We start from the raw sequence: 21,945 nt of genomic DNA, 5'->3' as shown, positions 1-21,945 counted from the left end.
CAGGCATCACCCCCAGCCCAGCTCCTCCAGCCGGTCCTCGTCGATGCCGAAGTGGTGGGCGAGCTCGTGGATGACGGTGGTGGCGATCTCGTCGCGCAGGTCCGCCTCGTCCTCGCAGTCCTCCAACAGAGGGCCCCGGTAGATGGTGATGCGGGGCGGCAGGTCGCCGGGCTCGGGCGGGCCCTCCGTCAGGGAACGGCCCGAGTACAGGCCGTAGAGCGTGTCGTCCTCCGGGATGCCCAGCTCGTCCAGCAGCGCGTCCGGCGCCCAGTCCTCGATGACCACCGGCACGCCCGCCAGGTAGGGCCGGAACTCCGCCGGGACGAGGGCCAGCGCCTCGTCCACCAGCCTGCGGAAGGCGCGGTCGGACACGTGCATGGGAGGAAGGTTACTCCTTCGGTGCCGCCGGCGCCGGGGCGAACAGCTGCTGGTTCTCGGCCTTCCATTCCATGGCGCGGTGGATGCGGTTGCGGCCGCTGGGGTGGTCGTAGAAGAGGAACTCCTCCAGGGGCGTGGGGCTCATCTTGCGGTACTCGCCGAGGTGGAGGGCGGCCAGGGCGAAACCGTCCGGCTGGCGGCTGGCGGCGACGCCGTACCGATCCGCCTCGTGCTCCTGCGTGCGGATGAAGGTGTTGAGGACCGGCGTGAGGGCGAAGAAGAAGAGGCCCATCACCAGCGTCACCAGAGGCAGGATGGCGGGATCGGCCACGTCCCGGATGCCCCAGCCCCCGCCCCAGCGCGCCAGGGACCAGGCCAGGGCCCAGCGCAGCAGGGCGAACATCGCGACGATCACGATGACGAGGAAGGTGATCATCTTCGGGATGTGGTTCAGCACGTAGTGGCCCATCTCGTGGCCCATCACCGCCTGGATCTCCTCGGGCGCGCCGCGCCGGATGAGGTTGTCGTTGAGCGTGATGCGCATGGTGCCGGCGAAGCCGCTCACGTTGGCGCTCATCCGGTTGGTCTGCTTCGAGGCGTCGATCTGGTAGACGTCATGTACCGGAATGCCGTTGGCCCGCGCCAGGCTGAGGATCGGCGCCGTGAGCCGGGGATCATCCAGCTTTTTGGGCGTGTTGAAGATCGGCTGCAGGAAGACCGGCCCGATGAGGATGCCGACGACCATGATCGCCAGGGAGGCCACGGCGCCCCAGATCCACCAGGTCCGCGTCAGGCGCCGCACGATGGTGAAGAGCAGGGCCACGGCGAGGCCGCCCAGCAGCGCGGTGACCAGCAGGCCCTTGGCCTCGTCCCCCAGCCAGGCGCCGAAGGTCTGGGTGGACAGGCCGTACCGGTGCTCGCGGAAGAAGCCCTCGAAGGCCACCAGCGGGAAGCTGAGCAGGTAGGTGAGGCCCACGTACTGCACCCAGTAGAGCAGCGCCTGCGCGTAGCGGAAGCGGGTGATGCGCTCGGCCCGCTGGCGCATGCGGGCCGACCAGCCCCGGGTCAGCAGCAGCAGCGAGATCGCGGAGGCCACGAGGAAATCCCAGAGGATCAGCCAGTAGCCACCTTCGAAATAGGCGTCGGATCGCGCCTTGGCCCCCGGCGGCATCTGGGCCAGGTAGGCCTCGGTGGCGGCGTCCACGCTGAAGGCCGGCCCCGGCTGGGCCTCCGGCGGCACGGTCAGCACCGCCGGCGCCGGTGGCGCGGGCGCCTTCGGTTCGGCCGCCTTCAGGCCCGCCGACAGCAGCAGGCAAAGGCTCAGGCCCAGGACAGGGGGTCGGACCTTCATGGGTTCCCTCCGGGAAGCGGGTGTCTGGACATGGCAGGGCCAGGGTATCTGGGAAGGCCTACGCCCGGCCCGGGGTTCCGTTTAGAAGCGGCCCCCCACACCGTTCCGGCGGCTACAGCCCGTCGAGCGGGCTCGCCACGCCGCGGCCGCCGCGGTTCAGCACGTGCGTGTAGATCATGGTCGTCTCCACGTCCGCGTGCCCCAGCAGCTCCTGCACCGTGCGGATGTCGTGGCCCGCCGCCAGCAGGTGCGTGGCGAAGCTGTGCCGCAGCACGTGCGGCGTCACCGGCTTGGCCAGCTCGCCGGCGCGGGCGGCCAGCCGCACGGCCTTCTGGACGCTCTCCGCGTGCAGGTGGTGGCGGCGGATGGCACCCGTGCGCGGATCCGCCGAGCGCAGGGCCGAGGGGAAGACCCACTGCCACCCCCACTGCCGCGCGGCGGCCGGGTACTTCGAGGCCAGGGCGTCGGGCAGGAGGACCTCGCCGAAGCCCTCGGCCAGGTCCGAGGCGTGCAGGGTCCGCACCTGCTCCAGGTGCGCGCGCAGCGGGGCCACCAGACTGGCGGGCAGCACCGTCACCCGGTCCTTGCCGCCCTTCCCCTCGCGGACCACCAGCTCCCGCCCCACGAAATCCAGATCCTTCACCCTCAGCCGCAGCCCTTCCATCAGCCGCATGCCCGTGCCGTAGAGCAGCCGCGCCACCAGGCCCATCACGCCCTCCATCTGGTCCAGGAGGACGCGCACCTCCGCGGGCGTCAGGACCACCGGCAGCCTGGGCTGCCGCTTGGCATGCACCACGTCCGCCAGCCAGGGCAGGTCGACGGCCAGCACCTCCTTGTAGAGGAAGATCAGGGCGGCCTTCGCCTGGTTCTGGGTGGAGGCCGCCACCCGCCGGTCGACGGCCAGGTGGGAGAGGAAGGCCTGCACCTCCGGCGCCCCCAGGTCGCGCGGGTGCCGCTTCCCGTGGAACAGGATGAAGCGGCGCGCCCAGTCCACGTAGGCATCCTCGGTCCGCAAGCTGTAGTGCCGGATCCGGATGGCTTCGCGCACCAGGTCGAACAGCCGGGGCGGGCTCGAATGGGGGCCCTCCATCCGCCTTCCACCGGTCTGCCTATTCAGGTTCACCATGCCCCGCCGCCCCGCCCTTGCAGTTCGCCTATTGCAGTAAACTAAGGACGACCTAAGCCCTCCTTATCTCCCCGAGATACAACAATCTATCGCTTTTTTTTCGCCAGTCAAGCCCCCTCCGCAGTTCGCCTATCCCCCCACCGACCGAACCCAACCAGCTCCCCCCCGTCTCCCGAATAGGCGAACTCCACCCCACCCCCACCCCGTCGTCCAATTACTAGTTAGGGCTCTCGATGCCATTCGAGCACCGCTACATCACATCACCGGGCATTAAGCCAGCAAGACGGTTCTCGGCGATTGCCGGTGAATTGGTTTTTTGGCGGCCGGGATGGAATGAAGAAAATGACCTGGCGGCTCGTGCTGGGATTCTCTATGGCGAGCTAACAACTCTTGTCTGGTCCAGTTTTCTAGGTGGGTTAGCTACAGCTTTACTTGTCGGGTACCTTGTTAGGCCTTGGCGGACAACACCTGCAGTCGCGGCCGTACTCCTCCTCACATTTTTTGGCACACGCTTCATAATTGCTCGTTCTATGTGGTCCCGATACAAGCGCAAAGAATGGAATCAAATCAAACCCTATTGATCGCCCTAACCTTGCGCTGCACTCGGACCCCGCCTGCATTGCCTTCCGTTCTCTCTCAGCTTCTCGCTTCCTCGGCTTCGTTCAGCGCCTCGGTGCAGGCGGGGCCGGTGAGCTTCATTCGTTAGCCGCCCATGAGACCACTCGCCCTATTCCTTACTGTCATCGTCTGCCATATCGGCAGTTGTGGTGAAACAGAAACAAGGGTTATCAAGGGCAAGGCTGTCGCAATTCATTGGTTCCAAGTCCCAATGAACGGGGTTTGCTCTACCGACATCCTGCTTCAAGTTTCTCTGGGGGCGAATCAAAAACCGGAATTCGTTCGTGTGTCGGTTTCGATTCCAGAGGCTGATTTTGATCGTTGGCTCTCCGCACTGCCTGGGCTAACTCAATTCACACTCGTTCGGGTTCCTGCCAACGATTCCATCCTGATTGAATCGGTTCCAATCATAGAGGAGGGGCCGAATTCCGCCTCAAGGCGTCCAGGCAAGGCCCCGCTTTGGCGTTTCCTTAAAGGTAGCGAAGGTATTGCCCTACCATATGGCGTGTCCATCAAAGCCTTTCGATCTACACTCTGGCCTGAAATACCGGTTGTATGAACATCTCGACTGGGCGTCTAACCTCTCGCTCAAGTCGGACCCCGCCTGCATTGCCTTCCGCTCTCTCTCAGCATTTCGCTATCACGGCTCCGTTCACCGTCTCGGTGCAGGCGTGGCCGCTTAGCTTCATTCGTTAGGCAACCCATTGAGTGGAGTGCCATGATGACATTTCACGAACGCCAATGCTCGATCGCGATTCCGGTAATAGCAATCACAGCATTGTGTGTCTCCTGCAATAAATCCTTCGACCTCCATGACCGTAAATCGATCGGGCTCACCAAGAGCCACCCAGACCGGCCAAATACCAATTTATGGGAAAGTAATTTTACTGATGAGTTCGGCTTCGGGATGGATGGGTTCAAATACGAGGGGTATTCGTACCGAGACAACTCGATATTCATCCTCGACGCGACCACATCTAAACTCAAACAAAGGAAGATTCTCTTCCTAAGTCCAAACGGCCAGGTCTTTGACCTCAAAACAGAAGAGGTGGAATTGGGCGATGGAATGGTCCGATTCCAAAACAGGCGGTTCGAAAAAACCACATGGGGCGAACATGGTCGTAAAATTTATTAGTACACTTTGGGCAAACGCTCCGGTTGCCTAACCCTCCGCTCAAGTCGGACCCCGCCTGCATTGCCTTCCGCTCTCTCTCAACATTTCGCTATCTCGGCTCCGCTCATCGTCTCGGTGCAGGCGTGGCCGCTTAGCTTCATTCGTTAGGCGTCTCATGACCAAGCCACGCATGTTGAAGCGCAAGCAAGAGCGGCCCTTTTCCGCTCACCACATGTTAATCAGCACTGCCTTTCGAGCATGCGAGGCAGCAGAACAAAAGAGCCCAGGCTATATGTACAACATGCTTGTAGCCATTACATTCTCTTCCCTCGCGGTTGAATCATTGTGTAACACCATAGGTGAGAGAATAATTCTAGATTGGCAAGACTTTGAAAGTGGCTCCCCGATAGCAAAACTTCGTCTGCTAACCAAGCATCTGAATATCGAATTCACCAAGGAATCTGAACCTTGGGTATCGGCTCGTTGGTTAATCAAATTCCGTAATCAGATTGCACATGCAAAACCTGAAAATGTAGTTGAAGAAGTTACACTTACTCAAGAACAACATGATAAGCGTTTATTTGATATGCCAGAGTCTAAGCTTGAAAAGCAAGTTACTCTCGCCAACGCAAAACGTGCCGTTGAAACTGTCATCCAAATAAAAACAATCCTTACCCAGGCGATTCCACCTGAAGATGCATTCGGTCTCTATGTTGATGGGTGGTCTGGATCTACCGAACTGTTCCCCGACGCCTAACCCTCCGCTGCACTCGGACCCCGCCTGCGTTGCCTTTCGTTCTCTCTCATCTTCTCGCTTCCTCGGCTTCGTTCAACGCCTCGGTGCAGGCGGGGCCGGTGAGCTTCATTCGTTAGGCGCCAAACAATGGCAGACACCAACATCAAGGATTCGGGAGCAACCAAAAGCTTCACTGTTGCTGTGTTCGCGCTTGCGGCGGGTCCATTCGGCGCATTCGTTTTTGGGCGTCGACTCAAAGAATGCATTTCGACCCAGGTTTATCAGGGGGTCAGTAAAGTGGGGCGCCCCTTCTACTATTCACGTGCAGACGATCCATCGGATTTCTATGTTGGAGTCGGCGTAAACTCGACCATGCTGATTTTGTCTGCTGCCGCCATATTTTTCGGCTTCAACAGGTTATTGAAATCACTCGATTGAAAATCAAACCCGAACTCCGGTCCCGCCGCCTAACCCTCCGCTCCACTCGGACCCCGCCTGCATTGCCTTCCGCTCTCTCTCATCTTCCTGCTTCCTCGGCTTCGCTCAGCGCCTCGGTGCAGGCGGGGCCGGTGAGCTTCATTCGTTAGGCTGCTTCGCATGAATCGAGCAATCCTCCTTCCGGTAATCATGGCCTTCTCCGTGGGCCAGAACTGCTTTGCCGATCCAACCGAGGATCTCATTCGAAAAGTAGTAACCGGATTTTACGACTGGTATGTTCCGCTTGCATTGGCAGATCAAAAGGAGCCATCTTCGAACATTGCACTTAGAAGAAAGCCTGAGCTATTTCATCCATTCCTTCTTAAAGAGCTGAAGAAAGACGCAGAGGCTCAAGCAGCTGCGAAAGGGGAGATAGACGGGCTCGACTTTGATCCATTCCTGAACACGCAAGATCCAGCCCCTTCATACATGGTTGGAAGTATTCGGAAATGGCAGGGTTTATATTGGGTAGAAGTCTTCACTCGAGACAGAAAGGGAAAGCGTGGCAGTCTGGCTGTTACCCCCCAGGTAGCCGTTGAAAATGGAAATTGCGTGTTCGTAGATTTCTACTATCCCAAAGGTGGGCATCTCCAAGACATTTTGAGGCGCCTTCACCCTGAAAGCATTCCTCGCTCGAAGTGATCGGCAGCCTAACCCTCCGCTCAAGTCGGACCCCGCCTGCATTGCCCTCCGCTCTCTCTCAGCATTCCGCTATCCCGGCTCCGCTCATCGCCTCGGTGCAGGCGGGGCCGCTTAGCTTCATTCGTTAGGCCGCCAAACATGAAGCTGTTCGTAAAAAGTGAGCGCACCTTCAATGAATTAGCCGCTTTGGTCAAGCAGGAGTGCTTGCCTGACTACGGAATGGAGCTACGAGATGGTCTAAATCTCGGGGGTGGTGAGTATTTCAAGTTCTCCCACGCTCAATCAGAGATTCTGTTCGTCCAAAACCATTCCGAGGTGTTCGTCGAATCCATGAAGGATTTCCCTTTCTACTTCTATATTCTCAAAGGCTCAACCGCTCCCCTGAAGCCGCTCCATAAATCTATCTCCGATTTAGAGTTTGTCTGTGTGCTTAGTGCAGAGGACTAGCCCCGTGTGTGGTGCAATACCAGCAAGCCTTCCCGTCGGCCTAACCCTCGGCTCAACTCGGACCCCGCCTGCATTGCCTCCCGTTCTCTCTCAGCTTCCCGCTTCCTCGGCTCCGCTCAGCGCCTCGGTGCAGGCGGGGCCGGTTAGCCTGGTTCGTTAGGCAGCCATGTGTAATTGTGATTCACTCCCAGCTTGCTTAATCGACCCTCAATTCCCCGGCGCATTCACCAGCGATGCTGGTGTGAGGAATTTCCAGAATTATTTTGAGGGCCTACCAACCGGCCCATTCGAGCCACCTCTGGCCTTTGGGTCGACTGACTACCGCTGCTCTTTATGTGGTCAACGCTGGTACATCGAGGTCTTTCCAGAGGAGGACTTGGAACCCGGCTTTGCGTTCAAAACCGATGAACTTCCTTCCATTCAGAAGGCACGCTCAACACGACAGTTCCTACTTGTGCTTGGCAATAACGGATTCTCGGAGGAGCCTTGCACCTGGGCTGGCTGTCCAAACCGTAGATTGGAGGGGAGGGCCCTATGCCATGCACATCTGTAAATCTCGACTGGCTGCCTAACCCTCTGCTCAACCCGGACCCCGCCTGCATTGGCCCCCGCTCTCTCTCAGCATCTCGCTTCCCCGGCTCCGCTCAGCGCCCCGGCGCAGGCGGGACCGGTTAGCCACATCCGTTAGGTGGCCCGCCAATAGGAGTCTACAAATGAGGGTTCAATACCTGATTCCGGCCTTGACCCTTTGCTGCTCTTTTCTAACGGCGCGTCCGAAGGCCGATGAATCAAATCCAAAGGAAACGCAAGCTGTCCTTCGATATCTCCTAGCCGCCTCGAATTCGGCTCTCCCACCTGGTTCCCATTGTTGCGGTAATTTCGGTCAGAAAGGGTCTGCCAAAATCCTAGATATTCTCAGCGTGCATCTAGCCTACTTTGGCGTAGGTCAGAATCGAATTGTTGGGCAAACCACGATCACCAATGGCATTAAGCACTGTGAACTCAAAATCACTCGATCAAACGACGAAGATATTTCAAACTGCACGTTCAGGTTCACGGTCCAAAACGAGTTGCTCGTATTAGATTCGCTCCAGTGTTCTATGACTCCCTAGTTGTAGTCTGCGCGTGGGCCACCTAACCCTCCGCTCAAGTCGGACCCCGCCTGCATTGCCTTCCGCTCTCTCTCAGCATTTCGCTATCCCGGCTCCGCTCATCGTCTCGGTGCAGGCGTGGCCGCTTAGCTTCATCCGTTAGGCCTCTGCCGTGGCCTCCTCTCAAACGGTTTCGCTTTGAATTCCGCCTCTCGGCTCTTTGATCGCCCCGTAAGGTTTCTTCTCAACGCAGTCGCTCATTCTGGCGCGCCGCAAAACACCATCCATCGTCTGCTCCGCCCAGCGGCTCTGGTTCAGTCCTGCCGGGGTGGGCACCCCGAATCCCGTTCAGCGGCATTTTCAATACGGTTCGGCCACTCCAAGGGCATTCTCCTTCAGCCCAACACCACCTGGCGGTATGCTTCGTCCCTACGCAAGCTACCAATGCCTCAGTTGCTCGTTTCCACGCTCAATCCAACGCTACGCCCTGCCTAACCTTCCGCTCAACCCGGACCCCGCCGCAAGCGGCCGGGTCCTTCTCCCTGGTAATTCCATCTAGCCGCTCCACCGAGCGTTTCAGCCGCGGCGGGATCCGGTTAGCTTCTTTCGTTAGGGCTCCCGCATGACTAAGCCATTCAGATTCCGCACCACGCTCCTTTTCCTTGCACTCTGCACGCTGGGTTTCGCAGGAGAAAAGGATTGGGCCTTCGTTTGGGTTTCATCCAATGCCAACACCTACAACATAAAACAAGGCAAAGCCAAGGTGACAATCAAAAATGGGCGCCTTAGCACAACAATGATCAGTTCCGACGGGGTGGAATACAAAGTGGTGGGCACTATCTCCGGCAAACATGTAGATGCCAAGTTTTCCATTATCGACTCTGATTACTTCGTCAATGCACCCTTCAGCGGCTCATACGAGAAAAAGCTATGGTCCGGTGTGGCAGATTCAAAGGGTCGTGAATCTATCACGTTATCTGATGGTTGGAACTTTATTGGGCTCACACACGATATAGCGCCCTAACCCTCCGCTCCACTCGGACCCCGCCTGCATTGCCTCTCGCTCTCTCTCAACTTCTCGTTTCCCCGGCTTCGTTCAGCGCCTCGGTTCAGGCGGGGCCGGTGAGCTTCTTTCGTTAGGCGTCAAATCAACATGTTCCCAACCCTACGCCGAGCCACCATTTTGGTAATGGCCCCCAATGAAGCAGACCCACCTGACTACAAGTGGGTCATGGCCTGGTTGGCCAAATGGGGTACCACTGTGGTGGTAGCTGACTATTCAACAGGTGGCTACGAGCACATCTGGGATGTGGAAGGCCCACAGGAAGCCATAGCGGAAATACCAAGTGCTTTGCTTTGTACAAGCGAATGGTCGGGAACTAGTTGAGTCATACCGCTGATTCGTGAATCACAATAGTCCACAAATTAAGGCACCTCCCACGCCTAACCTTCCGCTCAACTCGGACCCCGCCTGCATTGCCTTCCGCTCTCTCTCAGCTTCCCCCTTCCTCGGCTCCGCTCATCGCCTCGGTGCAGGCGGGGCCGGTTACCTCATTCCGTTAGGCCGTTCCATTAGGAGTTCACTATGGCGCTTGATACCTGGAAGGATATCGCCACGATTGGTGGAACAATCATAGCCCTTGGTACTCTTGTTAAGGCTGTGGCTGAATACACAATACAAGGGGCCCAAAAACGTGCTGAACACTTTATCGCCTTGCGAAAACGTTTCAAAGAGAATGAAGAATTTCTTGAACTATGTTCTTTAATTGACATGAATGATCCGAAGCTTGCTGAAATGGAGTTTAAATCAAAACGAGATTTACTTGGTTTTTTTGAAGAAATTGCATTATTTGTCAATTCCGGTTTAATTCGCAAACAGTTGGCTCATTACATGTTTGGTTACTACGCACTGCGATGTTGGGAGTGCAAATATTTTTGGACTAACATTAATCGCGATAGCCACTATTGGGCATTATTTCGCGCATTCGTGATGGATATGAAAATTCGTGAACGCGAATTCAAATTCGACAACCGAGAGTTTAAATTTTGAACTTCTAACGGCCTAACCCCTCGCTCAAGTCGGACCCCGCCTGCATTGCCTTCCGTTCTCTCTCAGCAGCTCGCTATCTCGGCTCCGCTCATCGCCTCGGTGCAGGCGTGGCCGCTTAGCTTCTTTCGTTAGGCCGCACATGAACCATATCCACGAAGCGTTGATGGCCGTCTTCGCCGTATTTGGATTGGCATTCAGTTTTACCTCGATGCGCTCTGGAATTTTCGTATCTCGAATTGGCGATCCAATCAGACGAAAGGAAGATCCATACAAATTCATCCTTTTCATTCTCATTACCACCATGGGTTCCTGTTTTGGATTGTGGTTCGCAATCCCTGGTTTAATCAAGGGCCTCAAGGGGTTATGACAGATGCGCCTAACCCCGGCGTAACGGTGAAGCCATGAAGGTATCACGAAGGCTAATGTGGGTTTCTCCAGTAATTATGTTGCCCATTCTCCTCGCCTGCCTCCCACCAGGCGATGCCGCCCCTCAGAGTCCTTCTGGGGAGAACACCCTTTCATTTAGATGGGATGGCGGAACATCAACAACTGAAGGATCCTATGGGACTCCTATCGCATTCAGCGTGAGCCCTTCGGGGTCGGAAGGTGTCCGTTGGCACCTGGAAGGACCTGGCACTCTTCTAGACATCGAACGAAAGCCCGTGGACCTCGGCGGCGACTTCCTACCGATCTATGGCTGGTACGTTCCGCCCTCCCAGGTGCCAACGGGGGGCCTTACCGTCCAATTCAGCATCGAGGTGAAAAGCCCCATCAGTCACCTGTGGGAGCGTAGCCAGAACATACCCATTCATGTCGAGCAAAAGACAACGCCAATGCTGTATGAGGCACTGGCCGTTGAAAACGGTGGCACTCCAAACATTGCCACACTGCACCCCGGAGAAAATGCCAAATTTGTCGTAACTTTGAATCCTCGCCCCCTAGACCTTCAGCAGTGGTTTGAACTCATTCCGGCCCAAGTGACTTCCAGCCCATTAGGGACAGTCCTCATTTCCGAATTGGATGGCACCCATTGGGCCTTTTCTTACACTGCCCCAGCTATCCTTGATGGTCCGCGAGAAATCACCGTTAGGGCCATGGCCCTTGACCCCTGGATGAACAATGATCTCCATGTGGATTTCACCGTCCATCTAGTCCCCTGAACTTCTCTCGTAAGGGCTCTCGATGCGACTTCATCTCCCTGCCCTTATCCTCGTTTCCACCGCCCCATTCGAGCCAGGGTCCGAGGAGATGATGGCGAATTCTATCCAACATCGCCCTAACCCTCGGCTCAACTCGGACCCCGCCTGCCATGTCCTCCGCTCTCTCTCATCCTCTGGCTTTCCCGGCTCCGTTCCGCGCCCAGGCGCAGGCGGTCCGGTTAGCCTTGTTCGTTAGGCAGCGCACTATCGCACATGAAAGGACGGATGGATGCGAACACCTAGATGTATTGCATTTTCATTCCTATTTTGTTGCCTTTCCCTCCATGGAATTACGCCTCCCGAGCCTATAACCCCTGACTTACAAATCTGGGCTAGGGCTTTCAGAATGACCTTGTCTGAAGTGAGTTCATGTGATCACGTCGGGATTAGTCTTTTCAGATCTGCTGACTTGGAATACATCTTTGAAATTCAATACGATAAGGATGGGAAGGAAGCGGTAGCTTACTTTCATTTAAACCGCGATCTGGCAAGCCATAAACTTACCTCCGAATCGATTCTGAGGACCAAAGGCGAATTCCAACAAATTGTAATCAGTGAGAAACCGTACACATTCGCTAAGGCCCTTATTTGGTTTAGAAATTCAATCCCGGCAATCCCGGAACCATGAGTCTTCGCCGCTGCCTAACCCTCCGCTCAAGTCGGACCCCGCCTGCATTGCCTTCTGCTCTCTCTCAGCATTCCGCTATCTCGGCTCCGCTCAGCGCCTCGGTGCAGGCGTGGCCGCTTAGCTTCATTCGTTAGGCCTCATGCGCCATCCAGACGAGAACCCTCTCCCACTTCCAGCCACGATGTTTTTCGCCGTGGGCTTCAGTTTCGTTGCAGCTGTTTTCTTCGTCGTGATGGTCTGGTTCTCACTGCCCGCAACTGACGCTGCTCGAAAAGGGCCATTTCTGGAGCCACTGACGAATCCGTTTGTCCTTACGGTTCTGTGTCCTGTGGCAATGGTCATTGGTCTAGTGGTCGGCCCCATCGTGCATTTTGGAATCTCAGGGCGCCATTTTCGCCGCTCACTGAGCACCGTGATTGGATCCGTACTGGTCTGGATTGCACTCATCACGCCGTTATCGGTCGGTGTCATGTTCATTGGTTTGGCACCAGTGCTGGTCGTGGCAATAATTTTCTGTCGTGTCTCCTCTTTCACTAGGCTTTCATCTACCGCTACTCCTCTGTGATCGGCCTAACCCTCCGCTCAAGTCGGACCCCGCCTGCATTGCCTTCCGCTCTCTCTCAACCTTTTGCTACCTCGGCTTCGTTCATCGCCTCGGCGCAGGCGTGGCCGCTTAGCTTCATTCGTTAGGCAACCAATGAGCAGATCACCTCGTTCAGTCCTCCTTGCGCTCATACTCATGGCCTCTTCATCGGCCTGGGCAGATCAGCTTGCATTCGAATACTTCGTAATCAAATCAGAACGACTTCCTGTTTCAGCGAAGTCCGAAGACGGCTTGAATGCTTTGCCTTCCTCTGAACTCGAAGACCTCAGCGAAGTACACGGATGGCTCGAATCACTCGAGAAATGCAGCGTGTCGTTCTCATCACCGAAATTCCGGCTCGACATTAGGACAAAGATGTCATTCCAGATACCCAATACTCCGAAAATGATCGATTACTCGATTTCTGCCGGGGGCAGCCAAGACTGGAACATTGCCAGTACAAATGGCCAAGCAGTCCAAGTTGGCACTAGTTATCTAACCCGTGGTTGGCGATCCAAAGCTGTCATTGTGTTGTTCCGTCCAATAAACCTCAAGCATTGATTCATGGCTTGCCTAACCCTCCGCTCAAGTCGGACCCCGCCTGCATTGCCTTCCGCTCTCTCTCAGCATTTCGCTATCTCGGTTCCGCTCATCGTCTCGGTGCAGGCGTGGCCGCTTAGCTTCCTTCGTTAGGCCTCTACCCAAAGGGAACACCCATGGCTGAGCTCTTCCCGCAAAAGCGATTCCATCCACGCTTTATAGCGACAATTTGGTGGTCGTTTCTATGGCGAACAGTTGTCTCAGGGTTTGTGGTAAGCCTTCTGTTTGGGGCTCCCGTTTATTTGATTGAACACTACTCCCCAGGATCTCCCGTCCTACGCTGGATTCATTACTTATCTTCATTCTGTACACCATTGATCGCTTCGTATTGGGGCCTTCAAGGGGCTCTAGACTCTCATGTTGACCTTTTCAAGCAGGGTTAATAGGCAAACCATCGGCCTAACCCTGTGCTGCACTCGGGCCCCGCCTGCATTGTCTTCCCTTCTCTCTCAGCTTCTCGCTTCCTCGGCTTCGTTCAGCGTCTCGGTGCAGGCGGGGCCGGTGAGCTTCATTCGTTAGGCGTTTCATGAGCATCCCGACAATGAAGGCCCTGGCTAGCCTGTTCGCTGGCGCAGTCGTGCTCTGTGTCGGTGTCTACTGGCTGAAACTTGGGCGGGTCTGGGACAACATATACGGCTGGACTTCTAAGGAAGATCGTCCTTTGTGGTTTTGGTTCGAATTGATCTCGGTCTTCGTGATTTCCGCCTTCATGATTGCCTATGCCCTCATCGACTTCCGAAAGATCATTCACTCATGAATGCGCTAGTAATGCCCCCTTCCAGCCCTGATCGACAGTTCCGAAACGCCTAACCCTCCGCTCAAGTCGGACCCCGCCTGCTCTGCCTTCCGCTCTCTCTCAGCATTTTGCTATCTCGGCTCCGCTCATCGCCTCGGTGCAGGCGTGGCCGCTTAGCTTCATTCGTTAGGCCTCTTCCCAAGATTGGTCCAGTTTCCTTGTGATTCATCCGTAGGAGCTGACATGCCTCGTCAAATTGTCTTCACCCCAAAAGCAGCTAGGCCTCCAGCGACCTACAGCCAGGCTGTGAAGGCGGCAGGGCTGATTTTTGTTTCGGGCACCGCTCCTATTGATCCGGTCACTGGCCAAATCCAGGGCGCAACTATCCAGGAGCAAACGTCCCAGTGCCTAACCAACATCGCTGAAATCCTTGAAGAAGCCGGCAGCTCACTGGACAAAATCGTAAGCGCTACCGTGGTCCTCGCAGACGAGGAAGACTTCCCAGGTATGAATGAAGAATGGCTTCGTTGGTTCCCCTCCAACCCACCTGCTCGTCAGGGGGCAAAGTTGCCAGTGAAAATTCCTGGTCTCAAAATCTCAATCGCCGCAATAGCAGAGGCCTAACCTCCCGCTCAACTCGGACCCCGCCTGCATTGCCTTCCGCTCTCTCTCAACTTCCCGCTTTCCCGTCTCCGCTCAGCGCTTCGGCGCAGGCGGTGCCGGTGAGCTTCATTCGTTAGGCTCCTAGGCCCACTCCAGAGCAATCATAGGTGCAATGATGAAAATCATAGGTTCGATCCTTCTATTGCTGCTATTGGCATGTCAGCCACCCTGGCTCGCACCGCGTGGGAGAGTGCAAACTCTGGCTGCCCACAAGGAGGATGCCTACCAATTCATCAAGAAATTTCACGATCATAAATATCCAAGTAACCGAATGAACTTGGTCTATCAGGCAACAATCATTGAGAAGCAAGAGAACGACCTTGGTTCGTTCGAGTCATGGATAATCGGCACGGAAAGCGGCGATCGATTCGACTACACCATACAAATTGCTGTTTACTGGCAGGGGGCCAAAAAAGGCTCGGTATACGGAACAATTGGTTACGCAATCATTAAAAGCAATAAGCTCCCAAGAATTTCCTGATGACCAAGGCTTTTCAATACACCTCCACACAGGCCTAACCCTGCGCTCAACTCAGACTCCACCGGCCTTGCCTTCCGCTCTCTCTCAACTTCCCCCTGTCTGGGCTTCGCGCGTCTTCCCGGTGCGGGTGGGCCCAGTCAGCCCCATCCGTCAGGCCGGTCCATGCTTCCCGACCATTGCGCGATTGCTGGTGCCATTCTCGGCTCGCTCGGCGGCTTCTATTACTTGTACGAAACCCTCCTCGGCAGGGCACAGCCCAACCGCATCACATGGCTGCTCTGGGGCATCTTCCCCTTGGTCATCTTTGCGGCCCAAAGGGCGCAAGGCGTCCAGGGCATATCGTGGGCATCGTTCGCCGCCGGCTTTATGCCGCTGCTTATCTTCGCTGCATCCTTCTTCAACAAGAAGGCCTATTGGAAAAGCGAGCCCCGCGACTACTACCTGATGGCAGCGGCCATCATCGGCATCATCCTCTGGGCCATGACCAGCAAACCCAATCTGGCTTTGCTGCTTTCGCTGGTGGCCGATGTGCTGGCGAGCATACCGACCCTCATCAAGTCGTATCGCCATCCCCACTCCGAGAGTTGGATTGCCTATGCTGTCAGCGCATTGGGCTTCGGATTGAGCCTTCTGTCGATTCAAGCCCACACCTTTGAAAGCACCACTTTCGTAGCCTACGTTTTCATCCTGAACGCCTCCCTGGCGGTGCTGGCCTCACGGCGCCGCATGCCGAAACAGCCGATCAGCTTCTTCCGCTAGCGTCGACCCCGGTCGGAGCCATCCCAGCGCCCGCCTGGTTCATGGCCGTCGATCTTGTCCTCGCCTATTTCCCGATGGCCTGGATTGGCTTCAGACTTGCCCCGGACTAACATGGCCCAGCGCCCCGGCGTAGACGGGGCCGGTCGGCCTTCTCCGCTAGGCCCCGCCCTCCAAGCCCGAGAACCCACCCACGGAGGCTTCCATGTCCCTCTTCCGCCACTCCCGGGACCTTCCAGCCGCCCCTGAAGCCGTGTTTGCCGCCATCCAGGATCCGGCGCGTCTGGCCCGCTGGTGGGGTCCGGCGGGGTTCACGAACACGTTCCAGACCTTCGAGTTCCGGGAGGGCGGATCCTGGCTGTTCACCATGCATGGGCCGGACGGGACCGACTATCCGAACCAGTCCGAGTTCCTGGAGATCGTCCCCCATTCGATGGTTCGGATCCGACACGTCAACCTGCCGCACTTTGAGCTTTCCATTGCGCTGGAACCCAGTGCGGCCGGAACCCTCGTGTCCTGGATCGGAGTCTTTGAAAACCGCGAATTTGCCGAGAACATGCGCCAGTTCCTCGAGACGGCCAATGAGCAGAACCTGGATCGGCTGGCCCTTGAGGTCGGCCCCGGTCCGTACCTCGGCGCCTGAGCATCCGCACAACACCGGAGGATCCATGCTCCCCTCGCTCCTGATCCCGATCGCGGTCGTGTCCTGGGCCCAGGAGGGCTGGACTCCCCCGCGCGAGCCGGACGTGGACCGGATTTTCAATGAGATCCGCAGCGACTTCAAAGCCGGGAATTACGAGGTCGCCCTCCAGAAGCACCTCTGGTTCCACGAGAACGCGCTGAAGCATGACCGGGCCATGTATGGCGTCCGCCTTTCCTACGCGCTGTCCGAGTGGATCGAGCTCGGCAGGGCCTACCCCAGGGCGCTCGACGCCCTCAAGACGATCAGGGACCGGGACACCTCCCGTCTGCTCGCCGGGACGGGCGATCACCAGCTGTTCCATGACGTGTCGTCCATCAACCAGTACCTGGGCGACTCGAAGGACACGGCCGCGCTCTTCCTTGCCATCGAGAAGCAGAATCCGAAGCTTGCGAAAGAGGTCTACCTGATCGCCCAGCCCGCGCTCATCGAAGGCCGCCACTACACCAGCTGCAATCCCTACCTGAAACCCTTCATGGACCTGGAGCGGGCGACCTACCTCCTCAAAGTCAATCTGGAGATGGCCAAGGATCCGCAGTTCGGCCCCCGCCATCGCGAATTCGCCATGTCCACCTATACGAATGAGGTTGCAACCCTGGTCGCCCTGCTCATCGCCAACAAGCGCGGCGACGAGGCCCGGGAGATCGTGGACCGGGCCCTCTCCCATCTGGATACCCCGGCGTTCCGGGAGACGCTGGCCGCTGCGCAGCAGGGCACCATGCCAACCCCCAGGCCCTGACCCACCGGTCCGGCCCCGTCCCCTTCTGAAAGGGTTCAGCCATGGCGGAAAATAAGACCAGGCCCACGGAAGCCAGCGTCGAGCACTACCTCGAGGCCATTGCGGACGAGGACCGGCGCCAGGATTGTGAGACCCTCGCCGGGCTGATGGCCCGGGCGACCGGGCAGCCCGCCCGGATGTGGGGCACGGCCATCGTGGGCTTCGGCAGCCACCACTACCGGTACGAGAGCGGCCGCGAGGGGGACATGTGCCTGGTGGGCTTCTCGTCCCGGAAGGGGGACATCAGCGTGTACGGCCTGAACGCCGCGCCCAGCCATGAAACCCTGATGCCGAAGCTCGGGCGGCACAAGGCTGGCAAGGGCTGCCTGTACCTGCGGAACCTCCGCGAGATCGATCTGGAGGTCCTCGAGCAGCTCGTGGCCGAGGCCGCCCAGGCCAAGGCCCGCGGCCATTGCTAGGGCGGCGCGGCCCTGCATCCGGCTGCCCTTCCAGGCCGCCCTTCTGTCACTGTGGGGCATCGACCCGCGCCAGGAGAACCCATGAAGAGGCTGCAGTTCACCACGCTCATCCAGGCTCCCCGCGACCAGGTCTGGGAGACGATGCTCGGACCGGTCACCTACCGCATCTGGACCGCCGCCTTCATGGAAGGGTCGTACTTCGAAGGCACCTGGGCCAAGGGCCAGCGCATGCGCTTCCTGGCGCCCGGCGGCAACGGCATGGTCTCGGAGATCGCCGAATCGCGGCCCCATGAGTTCCTCTCGATCCGGCACCTGGGCGAGATCAAGGAGGGGGTGGAGGACACGGAGAGCGAGGCCGTCCGCAGCTGGACCCCCTGCTTCGAGAACTACACCTTCACCGAGGCCGGCCCGGCCACGGAGCTGACGGTGGACATGGACATGGCCGAGACCTTCGAGGAGTACATGACCGGGGTCTGGCCCAGGGCGCTGTCCCTGCTCAAGACGCTCTGCGAGGCCCGGGTCGCCAGTTCCCGGCGCTGAGCCCCGCGCCACGGCCGTCCTGGCCCAGTGCTGGTAGGGTGGAGGTCCCCCAAGCCTGTCCGCACAACCATGAGGAGCGCCCATGACCCCCGCCAGCGCCCTGCCCGAGGCGACCCTGGACCAGCTCGTCGCCGCGGTGCGCGGCCTGTGAAGGGCGACGCCCCGGCCCTCCTCCAGGCGCTGGACGACCGGCGCCGGGCCCTGCTGGCTTCGCTGGAGACCCTCGACCCCGGGACCCTGCAGGCCCGGCCCGCGCCCGGCGCCTGGTCCATCCTGGAGATCGTCGAGCATCTCGTGGTGGCGGAGCAGGTGATCCTGCAGGGACTGCCGGATCCGGCCGCCCTGGTGGACCGCCCCCGCAGCCTGCGGCAGCGCTGCACCTACCCCCTGGTGCTGCTCGTCCTGCGCCTCGGCATCCCGGTGAAGGTGCCCTCGCGGCGCATGCTGCCCACGGGGACGGTGCCCCTGGCCGAACTGCGCGACCGCTGGGACGCGACGCACCGGTGGCTGCGCGCCTACGCCGAGGGCCTGCCGCCGGGCGGGGCCGGGCGGGCCGTCTTCTCGCATCCGGTCTGCGGCCCCATCACCCTGTCCCAGGCGCTGCGCATGGACCGGCTGCACCTGGAGATCCACGCCCGGCAGATCAAGGAACGGAGGCCCGCATGAGCATCAACGACGGTCTCCTGCTGGTGGTGGTCGCCTTCTTCGCCTGCCTGTTGTACTTCATCCACCGGGAGGAGCAGCGGAAGGCGGAGCGCCGCCAGCAGGACCTGCCGCACCCCGTCGAGCGGCGGCGCGAGGAGCGGCGCCGGAGGGGCCTGGGGGCGATCCTGGCCTGGGTGGGCCGGGCGCTGCGATCCGCCTTCACCGGCCGCTGATCTGGAGTCGTCCCGTCACACCCGCTGGCTTCGCGGACTCTCAGAGTCAGGTGATCCATGCCCGCTGCCCTTCTGTCCTTCTGCCTCCTGCTCCAGTCCGCGCCGGCGCCCCTGCCCGTCCGGCCGGTGATCTCCAGCACCGAGGGCGGGCTGAGGGCCGACGTGCGCGACCAGCGCGGCGCACCGGTGCCGGGCGTGCGGATCCTGCTGAAGGGACCGGACGGCCGGACCTGGGCGGCGACCACCAACGCCCAGGGCCAGTGCCAGGCCGGGGGCCTGCCGCCGGGCGAGTACCGGGTGGAGCTGCGCAAGCAGGCCTATCCGCCGGCCGTGTACCCGCGCCTGACGATCCGGGCGAATGCCTGGCTGCTGGGCGCGGGCCCGCTGCCGGAGCTGCGGGGCCCCCGCCTGAGCCTGGCGGGTGCGCCCACCTACGAAGAAGCTCCGGCACCCATCGTCCCCCTGCGCCGGGAGCCGGGGAAGATCCCCATGCACTAGGGTCTGGCCTGTCACTGCACCGGCAGGGGCAGGTCCAGGGCAGCGCCTTCCGCCAGGGTGAGGGTGGCCTTGGCCGAGCCCACGTTGGCGTGGGTGCCGGTGGTCTCGCTGCGCCAGAGGGACAGGGCGTAGGTGCCCGGCGGCTGGCTGGCAAAAACCACGGACTCGATGCCCGCGACGATGGCCGGCTTGAGGCTGGCGATGGGCAGCGTGAACTCGATCCCGTCCGCCTGCAGGCGCTGTTCCAGCAGCAGGGCGTCCTCCTGCTGGGCGCCATGAACGGGGGTGATGGCCACGGTCAGGGTGGCGGGCACTGCGGCCGTGAGGTCCAGATCCGGGCCCGCCACCAGGGTGCCCGCAGCCTTCAGCTCGAACTCGGGACCCAGGCGGGGCAGGAAGACGGTGCCGCCCACCCGGGCGCGGACCAGGATCCGGTGGCGGCCCACGACGGCCGGAAGGTCGAAGGTGCCGTCGGCGCGGGAGCTGCCCTTCGCCTCGACATAGAGGCCCTGGTGGACGGGGTCGCTGCCGGTCATGGTGACCACGCACACTTCGGCCCCCGCCACGGGCTGGCCCTGCGCGTCCACCAGGCGGCCCTGCGCGGTGCCGGAGGGCGGCGGCGTGCAGCCGCAGTCCCCATGCGGGGTGCAGCCCAGCACCGCCAGGAGCAGGCCGGACAGAAGGGGACGCAGGAGGGGGCGTGGCATGGGATGGCCTCGGTGAGCGGGGGGTGCCGAGCGGCGGATTCGAAATAGAATACCCATTTGGCACCTTTCCCGACCTCCTTGCGGAGCCCGGTCACAGGCGCCGCGCCGTCGCCTGATCTGGCGCAGACCGGCGCCGGAGCGGGTACCCTTCCACCCAGGAGACGCAGCCATGAGTCCAGCCGCACCCCAGGACGACGCCTTCACCGACCGGCTGGCGGCCCTGCTGGGCGAAGGCTGAGCCCCGCATGACGGACACGTTCCAGGCCCGGATCCCCACCCTCTCCGAGGTCGAGCTGCGGCAGGTTCTCGCGCACTTCGAGGGGTATCGCACCGAGGCCGTGGAGGCCGCCCTGGCGGAGCTGGAGCAGCGCGGCCTGACCCTCGCGGAGGAGGAGCGAACGCGCATCCGCCAGGGCCTCGCGCAGCGGGACGCCGCGGTGCAGGCACACCTGCACCACGGCTTCGTGGCGCGGCTCGGCGACAGCCTCCCCGCCCGCCTGGCCCGCATCCGCCAGCTCACGGCCCTGCTGCTGGCGGCGGGTCTGGGCGCGGCCCTGGCCATCTATCTGGCCACCGCGCCCCAGGCTACGAACCCCCTGGGCTACGAGCCCATGAACACGAAGAAGTACCTGCGCGACCTGGAGCTCTACGGCGGCAAGGTGAACGTGCTGGCCACGGAGTTCATGGGCTGGTGGAACGACCGCTGGCAGGGCCGCAACCTGGCCACCACGGTGGCCTGCCTGACGGTCCTGGCCGCCGGCGGCTTCTGGCTCCTCGCCACGCGGCGGGCCCGGGACCTGGAGCGCCACCAGGGCGAGGCCAGCGGGCAGGCTTGACTCGCCAATGATTTCGCAAAGGAGCCACCCATGACCCGGGCCCTGCTGCTCATCGACATCCAGAACGACTACTTCCCCGGCGGGGCCATGGCGCTGGTGGGCAGTCCCGAGGCGGGCCTCCAGGCCGGCGGGCTGCTGACGGCCTTCCGGGCGCAGCGCCTGCCCGTGATCCACATCCAGCACCTCGCCCTGCGGCCCGGCGCCACCTTCTTCCTGCCGGGCACGCCGGGCGCGGAGATCCACCCGGGCGTGGCGCCGCTCCCGGGCGAGCCGGTGTTCCAGAAGCACTTCCCCAACAGCTTCCGGGAGACGCCCCTGCTGGAGCACCTGCGTGGCCTTGGCGCTACGGAGCTGGTGGTGGCGGGCATGATGACCCACATGTGCATCGACACCACGGTGCGGGCGGCCTTCGACCTGGGCTTCACCTGCCACCTGGCCGGGGATGCCTGCGCCACCCGGGACCTCGGGCGGAACGGCGCCACGACACCCGCCGCCCAGGTGCAGGCCGCCTTCCTCGCCGCCCTGCACGGCACCTTCGCCCAGGTGCAGAGCACGGAGGAACTCCTTGCAGGGCTCTGAGGCTGCCCGTCGAAGAAAAGCTGGAACGCCGATGAACACCGATCAAAGCATGATGAACACCGATCAGGATGGGAGCGTCCATTCCCCCAGCACGGGCTGCATCCAGGGAGCGCCTGAGGCGCGCTTCTAAGGACGCGGTCCAGGCGCCCCCTGGATCACTTCCGGCAAAGCTGGAAGTCGCCTACGGCGGGCCTGCGCGGCCAGCGCCCCAACATCATCCGGGCAGGTGCTCTTCGTTTCCAACCTCGGACCAGCCAAGGACGCATCAGCAAGGCGCTGGCTTTATCGGTGTTCATCAGCAGTGATCGGTGTTCATCGGTGTCAAGCAGTTCCG

Annotated in this window: 27 protein-coding genes; 23 read left to right on the top strand and 4 right to left on the bottom strand. The window is 60.2% G+C overall.

Annotated features, from left to right (window positions below; translation table 11 throughout):
* Nucleotides 1–6: 6 nt before the first annotated feature.
* The 3 genes from QOZ81_RS03200 to QOZ81_RS03190 all read right to left on the bottom strand — a co-directional run bounded on the left by QOZ81_RS03200 (nt 7) and on the right by QOZ81_RS03190 (nt 2,819).
* A complete protein-coding gene (locus tag QOZ81_RS03200) occupies nt 7–378 on the bottom strand; it encodes a metallopeptidase family protein (protein ID WP_291201717.1) in 372 nt (123 codons plus the stop codon).
* Between the two features lie 10 nt (nt 379–388).
* Nucleotides 389–1,729: a M48 family metallopeptidase gene (locus QOZ81_RS03195; RefSeq protein ID WP_291201720.1), complete on the bottom strand. Its 1,341-nt coding sequence runs from the start codon at nt 1,727–1,729 to the stop codon at nt 389–391.
* Nucleotides 1,730–1,841: 112 nt separating this feature from the next.
* On the bottom strand, nt 1,842–2,819 hold the full coding sequence (locus tag QOZ81_RS03190; RefSeq protein WP_291201723.1) for an integron integrase: 978 nt from the start codon (nt 2,817–2,819) through the stop codon (nt 1,842–1,844).
* A gap of 748 nt (nt 2,820–3,567) precedes the next feature.
* Here QOZ81_RS03190 and QOZ81_RS03185 point away from each other — a divergent pair.
* The 21 genes from QOZ81_RS03185 to QOZ81_RS03085 all read left to right on the top strand — a co-directional run bounded on the left by QOZ81_RS03185 (nt 3,568) and on the right by QOZ81_RS03085 (nt 19,489).
* On the top strand, nt 3,568–4,032 hold the full coding sequence (locus tag QOZ81_RS03185; protein ID WP_291201737.1) for a hypothetical protein: 465 nt from the start codon (nt 3,568–3,570) through the stop codon (nt 4,030–4,032).
* Between the two features lie 159 nt (nt 4,033–4,191).
* Nucleotides 4,192–4,608 (top strand): hypothetical protein, encoded by a 417-nt coding sequence (locus tag QOZ81_RS03180; protein WP_291201726.1) that lies wholly within the window; start codon nt 4,192–4,194, stop codon nt 4,606–4,608.
* Between the two features lie 169 nt (nt 4,609–4,777).
* Nucleotides 4,778–5,344 (top strand): hypothetical protein, encoded by a 567-nt coding sequence (locus tag QOZ81_RS03175; protein WP_291207674.1) that lies wholly within the window; start codon nt 4,778–4,780, stop codon nt 5,342–5,344.
* A 126-nt stretch (nt 5,345–5,470) separates the two neighbouring features.
* Nucleotides 5,471–5,761 carry a hypothetical protein gene (locus QOZ81_RS03170; protein WP_291207677.1) on the top strand — a complete coding sequence of 97 codons (291 nt, stop codon included), beginning with the start codon at nt 5,471–5,473 and terminating at the stop codon, nt 5,759–5,761.
* Nucleotides 5,762–5,920: 159 nt separating this feature from the next.
* The gene (locus tag QOZ81_RS03165) at nt 5,921–6,442 is read left to right on the top strand and encodes a hypothetical protein (RefSeq protein WP_300714688.1); all 522 of its coding nucleotides are present in this window, start codon (nt 5,921–5,923) and stop codon (nt 6,440–6,442) included.
* A 138-nt stretch (nt 6,443–6,580) separates the two neighbouring features.
* A complete protein-coding gene (locus tag QOZ81_RS03160) occupies nt 6,581–6,889 on the top strand; it encodes a hypothetical protein (RefSeq protein WP_291207700.1) in 309 nt (102 codons plus the stop codon).
* A gap of 1,713 nt (nt 6,890–8,602) precedes the next feature.
* Nucleotides 8,603–9,004 carry a hypothetical protein gene (locus tag QOZ81_RS03155; RefSeq protein WP_291201729.1) on the top strand — a complete coding sequence of 134 codons (402 nt, stop codon included), beginning with the start codon at nt 8,603–8,605 and terminating at the stop codon, nt 9,002–9,004.
* A 561-nt stretch (nt 9,005–9,565) separates the two neighbouring features.
* On the top strand, nt 9,566–10,030 hold the full coding sequence (locus QOZ81_RS03150) for a DUF4760 domain-containing protein (protein ID WP_300714480.1): 465 nt from the start codon (nt 9,566–9,568) through the stop codon (nt 10,028–10,030).
* Between the two features lie 662 nt (nt 10,031–10,692).
* Nucleotides 10,693–11,190, top strand: coding sequence for a hypothetical protein (locus tag QOZ81_RS03145; RefSeq protein ID WP_291201743.1), 498 nt, complete (start codon nt 10,693–10,695; stop codon nt 11,188–11,190).
* 848 nt (nt 11,191–12,038) lie between these two features.
* Nucleotides 12,039–12,422 carry a hypothetical protein gene (locus QOZ81_RS03140; protein ID WP_291207703.1) on the top strand — a complete coding sequence of 128 codons (384 nt, stop codon included), beginning with the start codon at nt 12,039–12,041 and terminating at the stop codon, nt 12,420–12,422.
* A 1,144-nt stretch (nt 12,423–13,566) separates the two neighbouring features.
* Nucleotides 13,567–13,797, top strand: coding sequence for a hypothetical protein (locus tag QOZ81_RS03135; protein ID WP_291201740.1), 231 nt, complete (start codon nt 13,567–13,569; stop codon nt 13,795–13,797).
* A gap of 222 nt (nt 13,798–14,019) precedes the next feature.
* On the top strand, nt 14,020–14,400 hold the full coding sequence (locus tag QOZ81_RS03130) for a RidA family protein (protein ID WP_291201734.1): 381 nt from the start codon (nt 14,020–14,022) through the stop codon (nt 14,398–14,400).
* Between the two features lie 154 nt (nt 14,401–14,554).
* On the top strand, nt 14,555–14,920 hold the full coding sequence (locus QOZ81_RS03125) for a hypothetical protein (RefSeq protein ID WP_291201746.1): 366 nt from the start codon (nt 14,555–14,557) through the stop codon (nt 14,918–14,920).
* 162 nt (nt 14,921–15,082) lie between these two features.
* Nucleotides 15,083–15,679 carry a hypothetical protein gene (locus QOZ81_RS03120; RefSeq protein WP_291201749.1) on the top strand — a complete coding sequence of 199 codons (597 nt, stop codon included), beginning with the start codon at nt 15,083–15,085 and terminating at the stop codon, nt 15,677–15,679.
* A gap of 202 nt (nt 15,680–15,881) precedes the next feature.
* Nucleotides 15,882–16,319 carry an SRPBCC domain-containing protein gene (locus QOZ81_RS03115; protein WP_291201752.1) on the top strand — a complete coding sequence of 146 codons (438 nt, stop codon included), beginning with the start codon at nt 15,882–15,884 and terminating at the stop codon, nt 16,317–16,319.
* 25 nt (nt 16,320–16,344) lie between these two features.
* Complete coding sequence (locus tag QOZ81_RS03110; RefSeq protein ID WP_291201755.1) at nt 16,345–17,115, top strand: hypothetical protein; 771 nt, start codon at nt 16,345–16,347, stop codon at nt 17,113–17,115.
* Nucleotides 17,116–17,156: 41 nt separating this feature from the next.
* Nucleotides 17,157–17,573, top strand: a complete 417-nt coding sequence (locus tag QOZ81_RS03105) for a DUF1801 domain-containing protein (protein ID WP_291201758.1) — start codon at nt 17,157–17,159, stop codon at nt 17,571–17,573.
* Between the two features lie 81 nt (nt 17,574–17,654).
* Nucleotides 17,655–18,113, top strand: coding sequence for a hypothetical protein (locus QOZ81_RS03100; protein WP_291201761.1), 459 nt, complete (start codon nt 17,655–17,657; stop codon nt 18,111–18,113).
* Between the two features lie 147 nt (nt 18,114–18,260).
* Nucleotides 18,261–18,779 (top strand): DinB family protein, encoded by a 519-nt coding sequence (locus QOZ81_RS03095; RefSeq protein ID WP_291201764.1) that lies wholly within the window; start codon nt 18,261–18,263, stop codon nt 18,777–18,779.
* On the top strand, nt 18,776–18,991 hold the full coding sequence (locus QOZ81_RS03090) for a hypothetical protein (RefSeq protein ID WP_291201767.1): 216 nt from the start codon (nt 18,776–18,778) through the stop codon (nt 18,989–18,991). The genes QOZ81_RS03095 and QOZ81_RS03090 overlap by 4 nt, the downstream gene beginning before the upstream one ends.
* Before the next feature lie 57 nt (nt 18,992–19,048).
* Nucleotides 19,049–19,489, top strand: coding sequence for a carboxypeptidase-like regulatory domain-containing protein (locus tag QOZ81_RS03085; RefSeq protein WP_291201770.1), 441 nt, complete (start codon nt 19,049–19,051; stop codon nt 19,487–19,489).
* Between the two features lie 11 nt (nt 19,490–19,500).
* Here the strand turns inward: QOZ81_RS03085 and QOZ81_RS03080 are convergent, their stop codons facing one another.
* The gene (locus QOZ81_RS03080) at nt 19,501–20,196 is read right to left on the bottom strand and encodes a carboxypeptidase-like regulatory domain-containing protein (RefSeq protein ID WP_291201773.1); all 696 of its coding nucleotides are present in this window, start codon (nt 20,194–20,196) and stop codon (nt 19,501–19,503) included.
* A 245-nt stretch (nt 20,197–20,441) separates the two neighbouring features.
* Between QOZ81_RS03080 and QOZ81_RS03075 the strand changes: the two genes are divergently transcribed.
* Nucleotides 20,442–21,032, top strand: a complete 591-nt coding sequence (locus tag QOZ81_RS03075) for a hypothetical protein (protein WP_291201776.1) — start codon at nt 20,442–20,444, stop codon at nt 21,030–21,032.
* Nucleotides 21,033–21,062: 30 nt separating this feature from the next.
* Entirely contained in the window at nt 21,063–21,611 is a 549-nt protein-coding gene (locus QOZ81_RS03070; protein WP_291201778.1) for a cysteine hydrolase family protein, read from the top strand.
* Nucleotides 21,612–21,945 lie beyond the last annotated feature (334 nt).

It is taken from the genome of Geothrix sp. (assembly GCF_030219325.1).
Classification (GTDB): Bacteria; Acidobacteriota; Holophagae; order Holophagales; family Holophagaceae; genus Geothrix.
Note: the sequence above shows the minus strand (reverse complement) of the source record. Positions and strands in the feature narration are given on the sequence as shown.

What these genes read in the sequence shown, in the direction of transcription:
- QOZ81_RS03155 (WP_291201729.1), top strand. Translation starts at nt 8,603, where the DNA reads ATGACTAAGCCATTCAGATTCCGCACCACGCTCCTTTTCCTTGCACTC.
- QOZ81_RS03150 (WP_300714480.1), top strand. Translation starts at nt 9,566, where the DNA reads ATGGCGCTTGATACCTGGAAGGATATCGCCACGATTGGTGGAACAATC.
- QOZ81_RS03185 (WP_291201737.1), top strand. Translation starts at nt 3,568, where the DNA reads ATGAGACCACTCGCCCTATTCCTTACTGTCATCGTCTGCCATATCGGC.
- QOZ81_RS03190 (WP_291201723.1), bottom strand. Translation starts at nt 2,819, where the DNA reads ATGGAGGGCCCCCATTCGAGCCCGCCCCGGCTGTTCGACCTGGTGCGC.
- QOZ81_RS03115 (WP_291201752.1), top strand. Translation starts at nt 15,882, where the DNA reads ATGTCCCTCTTCCGCCACTCCCGGGACCTTCCAGCCGCCCCTGAAGCC.
- QOZ81_RS03180 (WP_291201726.1), top strand. Translation starts at nt 4,192, where the DNA reads ATGATGACATTTCACGAACGCCAATGCTCGATCGCGATTCCGGTAATA.
- QOZ81_RS03160 (WP_291207700.1), top strand. Translation starts at nt 6,581, where the DNA reads ATGAAGCTGTTCGTAAAAAGTGAGCGCACCTTCAATGAATTAGCCGCT.
- QOZ81_RS03080 (WP_291201773.1), bottom strand. Translation starts at nt 20,196, where the DNA reads ATGCCACGCCCCCTCCTGCGTCCCCTTCTGTCCGGCCTGCTCCTGGCG.
- QOZ81_RS03070 (WP_291201778.1), top strand. Translation starts at nt 21,063, where the DNA reads ATGACCCGGGCCCTGCTGCTCATCGACATCCAGAACGACTACTTCCCC.
- QOZ81_RS03125 (WP_291201746.1), top strand. Translation starts at nt 14,555, where the DNA reads ATGAAAATCATAGGTTCGATCCTTCTATTGCTGCTATTGGCATGTCAG.
- QOZ81_RS03110 (WP_291201755.1), top strand. Translation starts at nt 16,345, where the DNA reads ATGCTCCCCTCGCTCCTGATCCCGATCGCGGTCGTGTCCTGGGCCCAG.
- QOZ81_RS03135 (WP_291201740.1), top strand. Translation starts at nt 13,567, where the DNA reads ATGAGCATCCCGACAATGAAGGCCCTGGCTAGCCTGTTCGCTGGCGCA.
- QOZ81_RS03175 (WP_291207674.1), top strand. Translation starts at nt 4,778, where the DNA reads ATGTTGAAGCGCAAGCAAGAGCGGCCCTTTTCCGCTCACCACATGTTA.
- QOZ81_RS03105 (WP_291201758.1), top strand. Translation starts at nt 17,157, where the DNA reads ATGGCGGAAAATAAGACCAGGCCCACGGAAGCCAGCGTCGAGCACTAC.
- QOZ81_RS03090 (WP_291201767.1), top strand. Translation starts at nt 18,776, where the DNA reads ATGAGCATCAACGACGGTCTCCTGCTGGTGGTGGTCGCCTTCTTCGCC.
- QOZ81_RS03195 (WP_291201720.1), bottom strand. Translation starts at nt 1,729, where the DNA reads ATGAAGGTCCGACCCCCTGTCCTGGGCCTGAGCCTTTGCCTGCTGCTG.
- QOZ81_RS03120 (WP_291201749.1), top strand. Translation starts at nt 15,083, where the DNA reads ATGCTTCCCGACCATTGCGCGATTGCTGGTGCCATTCTCGGCTCGCTC.
- QOZ81_RS03140 (WP_291207703.1), top strand. Translation starts at nt 12,039, where the DNA reads ATGTTTTTCGCCGTGGGCTTCAGTTTCGTTGCAGCTGTTTTCTTCGTC.
- QOZ81_RS03170 (WP_291207677.1), top strand. Translation starts at nt 5,471, where the DNA reads ATGGCAGACACCAACATCAAGGATTCGGGAGCAACCAAAAGCTTCACT.
- QOZ81_RS03085 (WP_291201770.1), top strand. Translation starts at nt 19,049, where the DNA reads ATGCCCGCTGCCCTTCTGTCCTTCTGCCTCCTGCTCCAGTCCGCGCCG.
- QOZ81_RS03165 (WP_300714688.1), top strand. Translation starts at nt 5,921, where the DNA reads ATGAATCGAGCAATCCTCCTTCCGGTAATCATGGCCTTCTCCGTGGGC.
- QOZ81_RS03075 (WP_291201776.1), top strand. Translation starts at nt 20,442, where the DNA reads ATGACGGACACGTTCCAGGCCCGGATCCCCACCCTCTCCGAGGTCGAG.
- QOZ81_RS03100 (WP_291201761.1), top strand. Translation starts at nt 17,655, where the DNA reads ATGAAGAGGCTGCAGTTCACCACGCTCATCCAGGCTCCCCGCGACCAG.
- QOZ81_RS03200 (WP_291201717.1), bottom strand. Translation starts at nt 378, where the DNA reads ATGCACGTGTCCGACCGCGCCTTCCGCAGGCTGGTGGACGAGGCGCTG.
- QOZ81_RS03130 (WP_291201734.1), top strand. Translation starts at nt 14,020, where the DNA reads ATGCCTCGTCAAATTGTCTTCACCCCAAAAGCAGCTAGGCCTCCAGCG.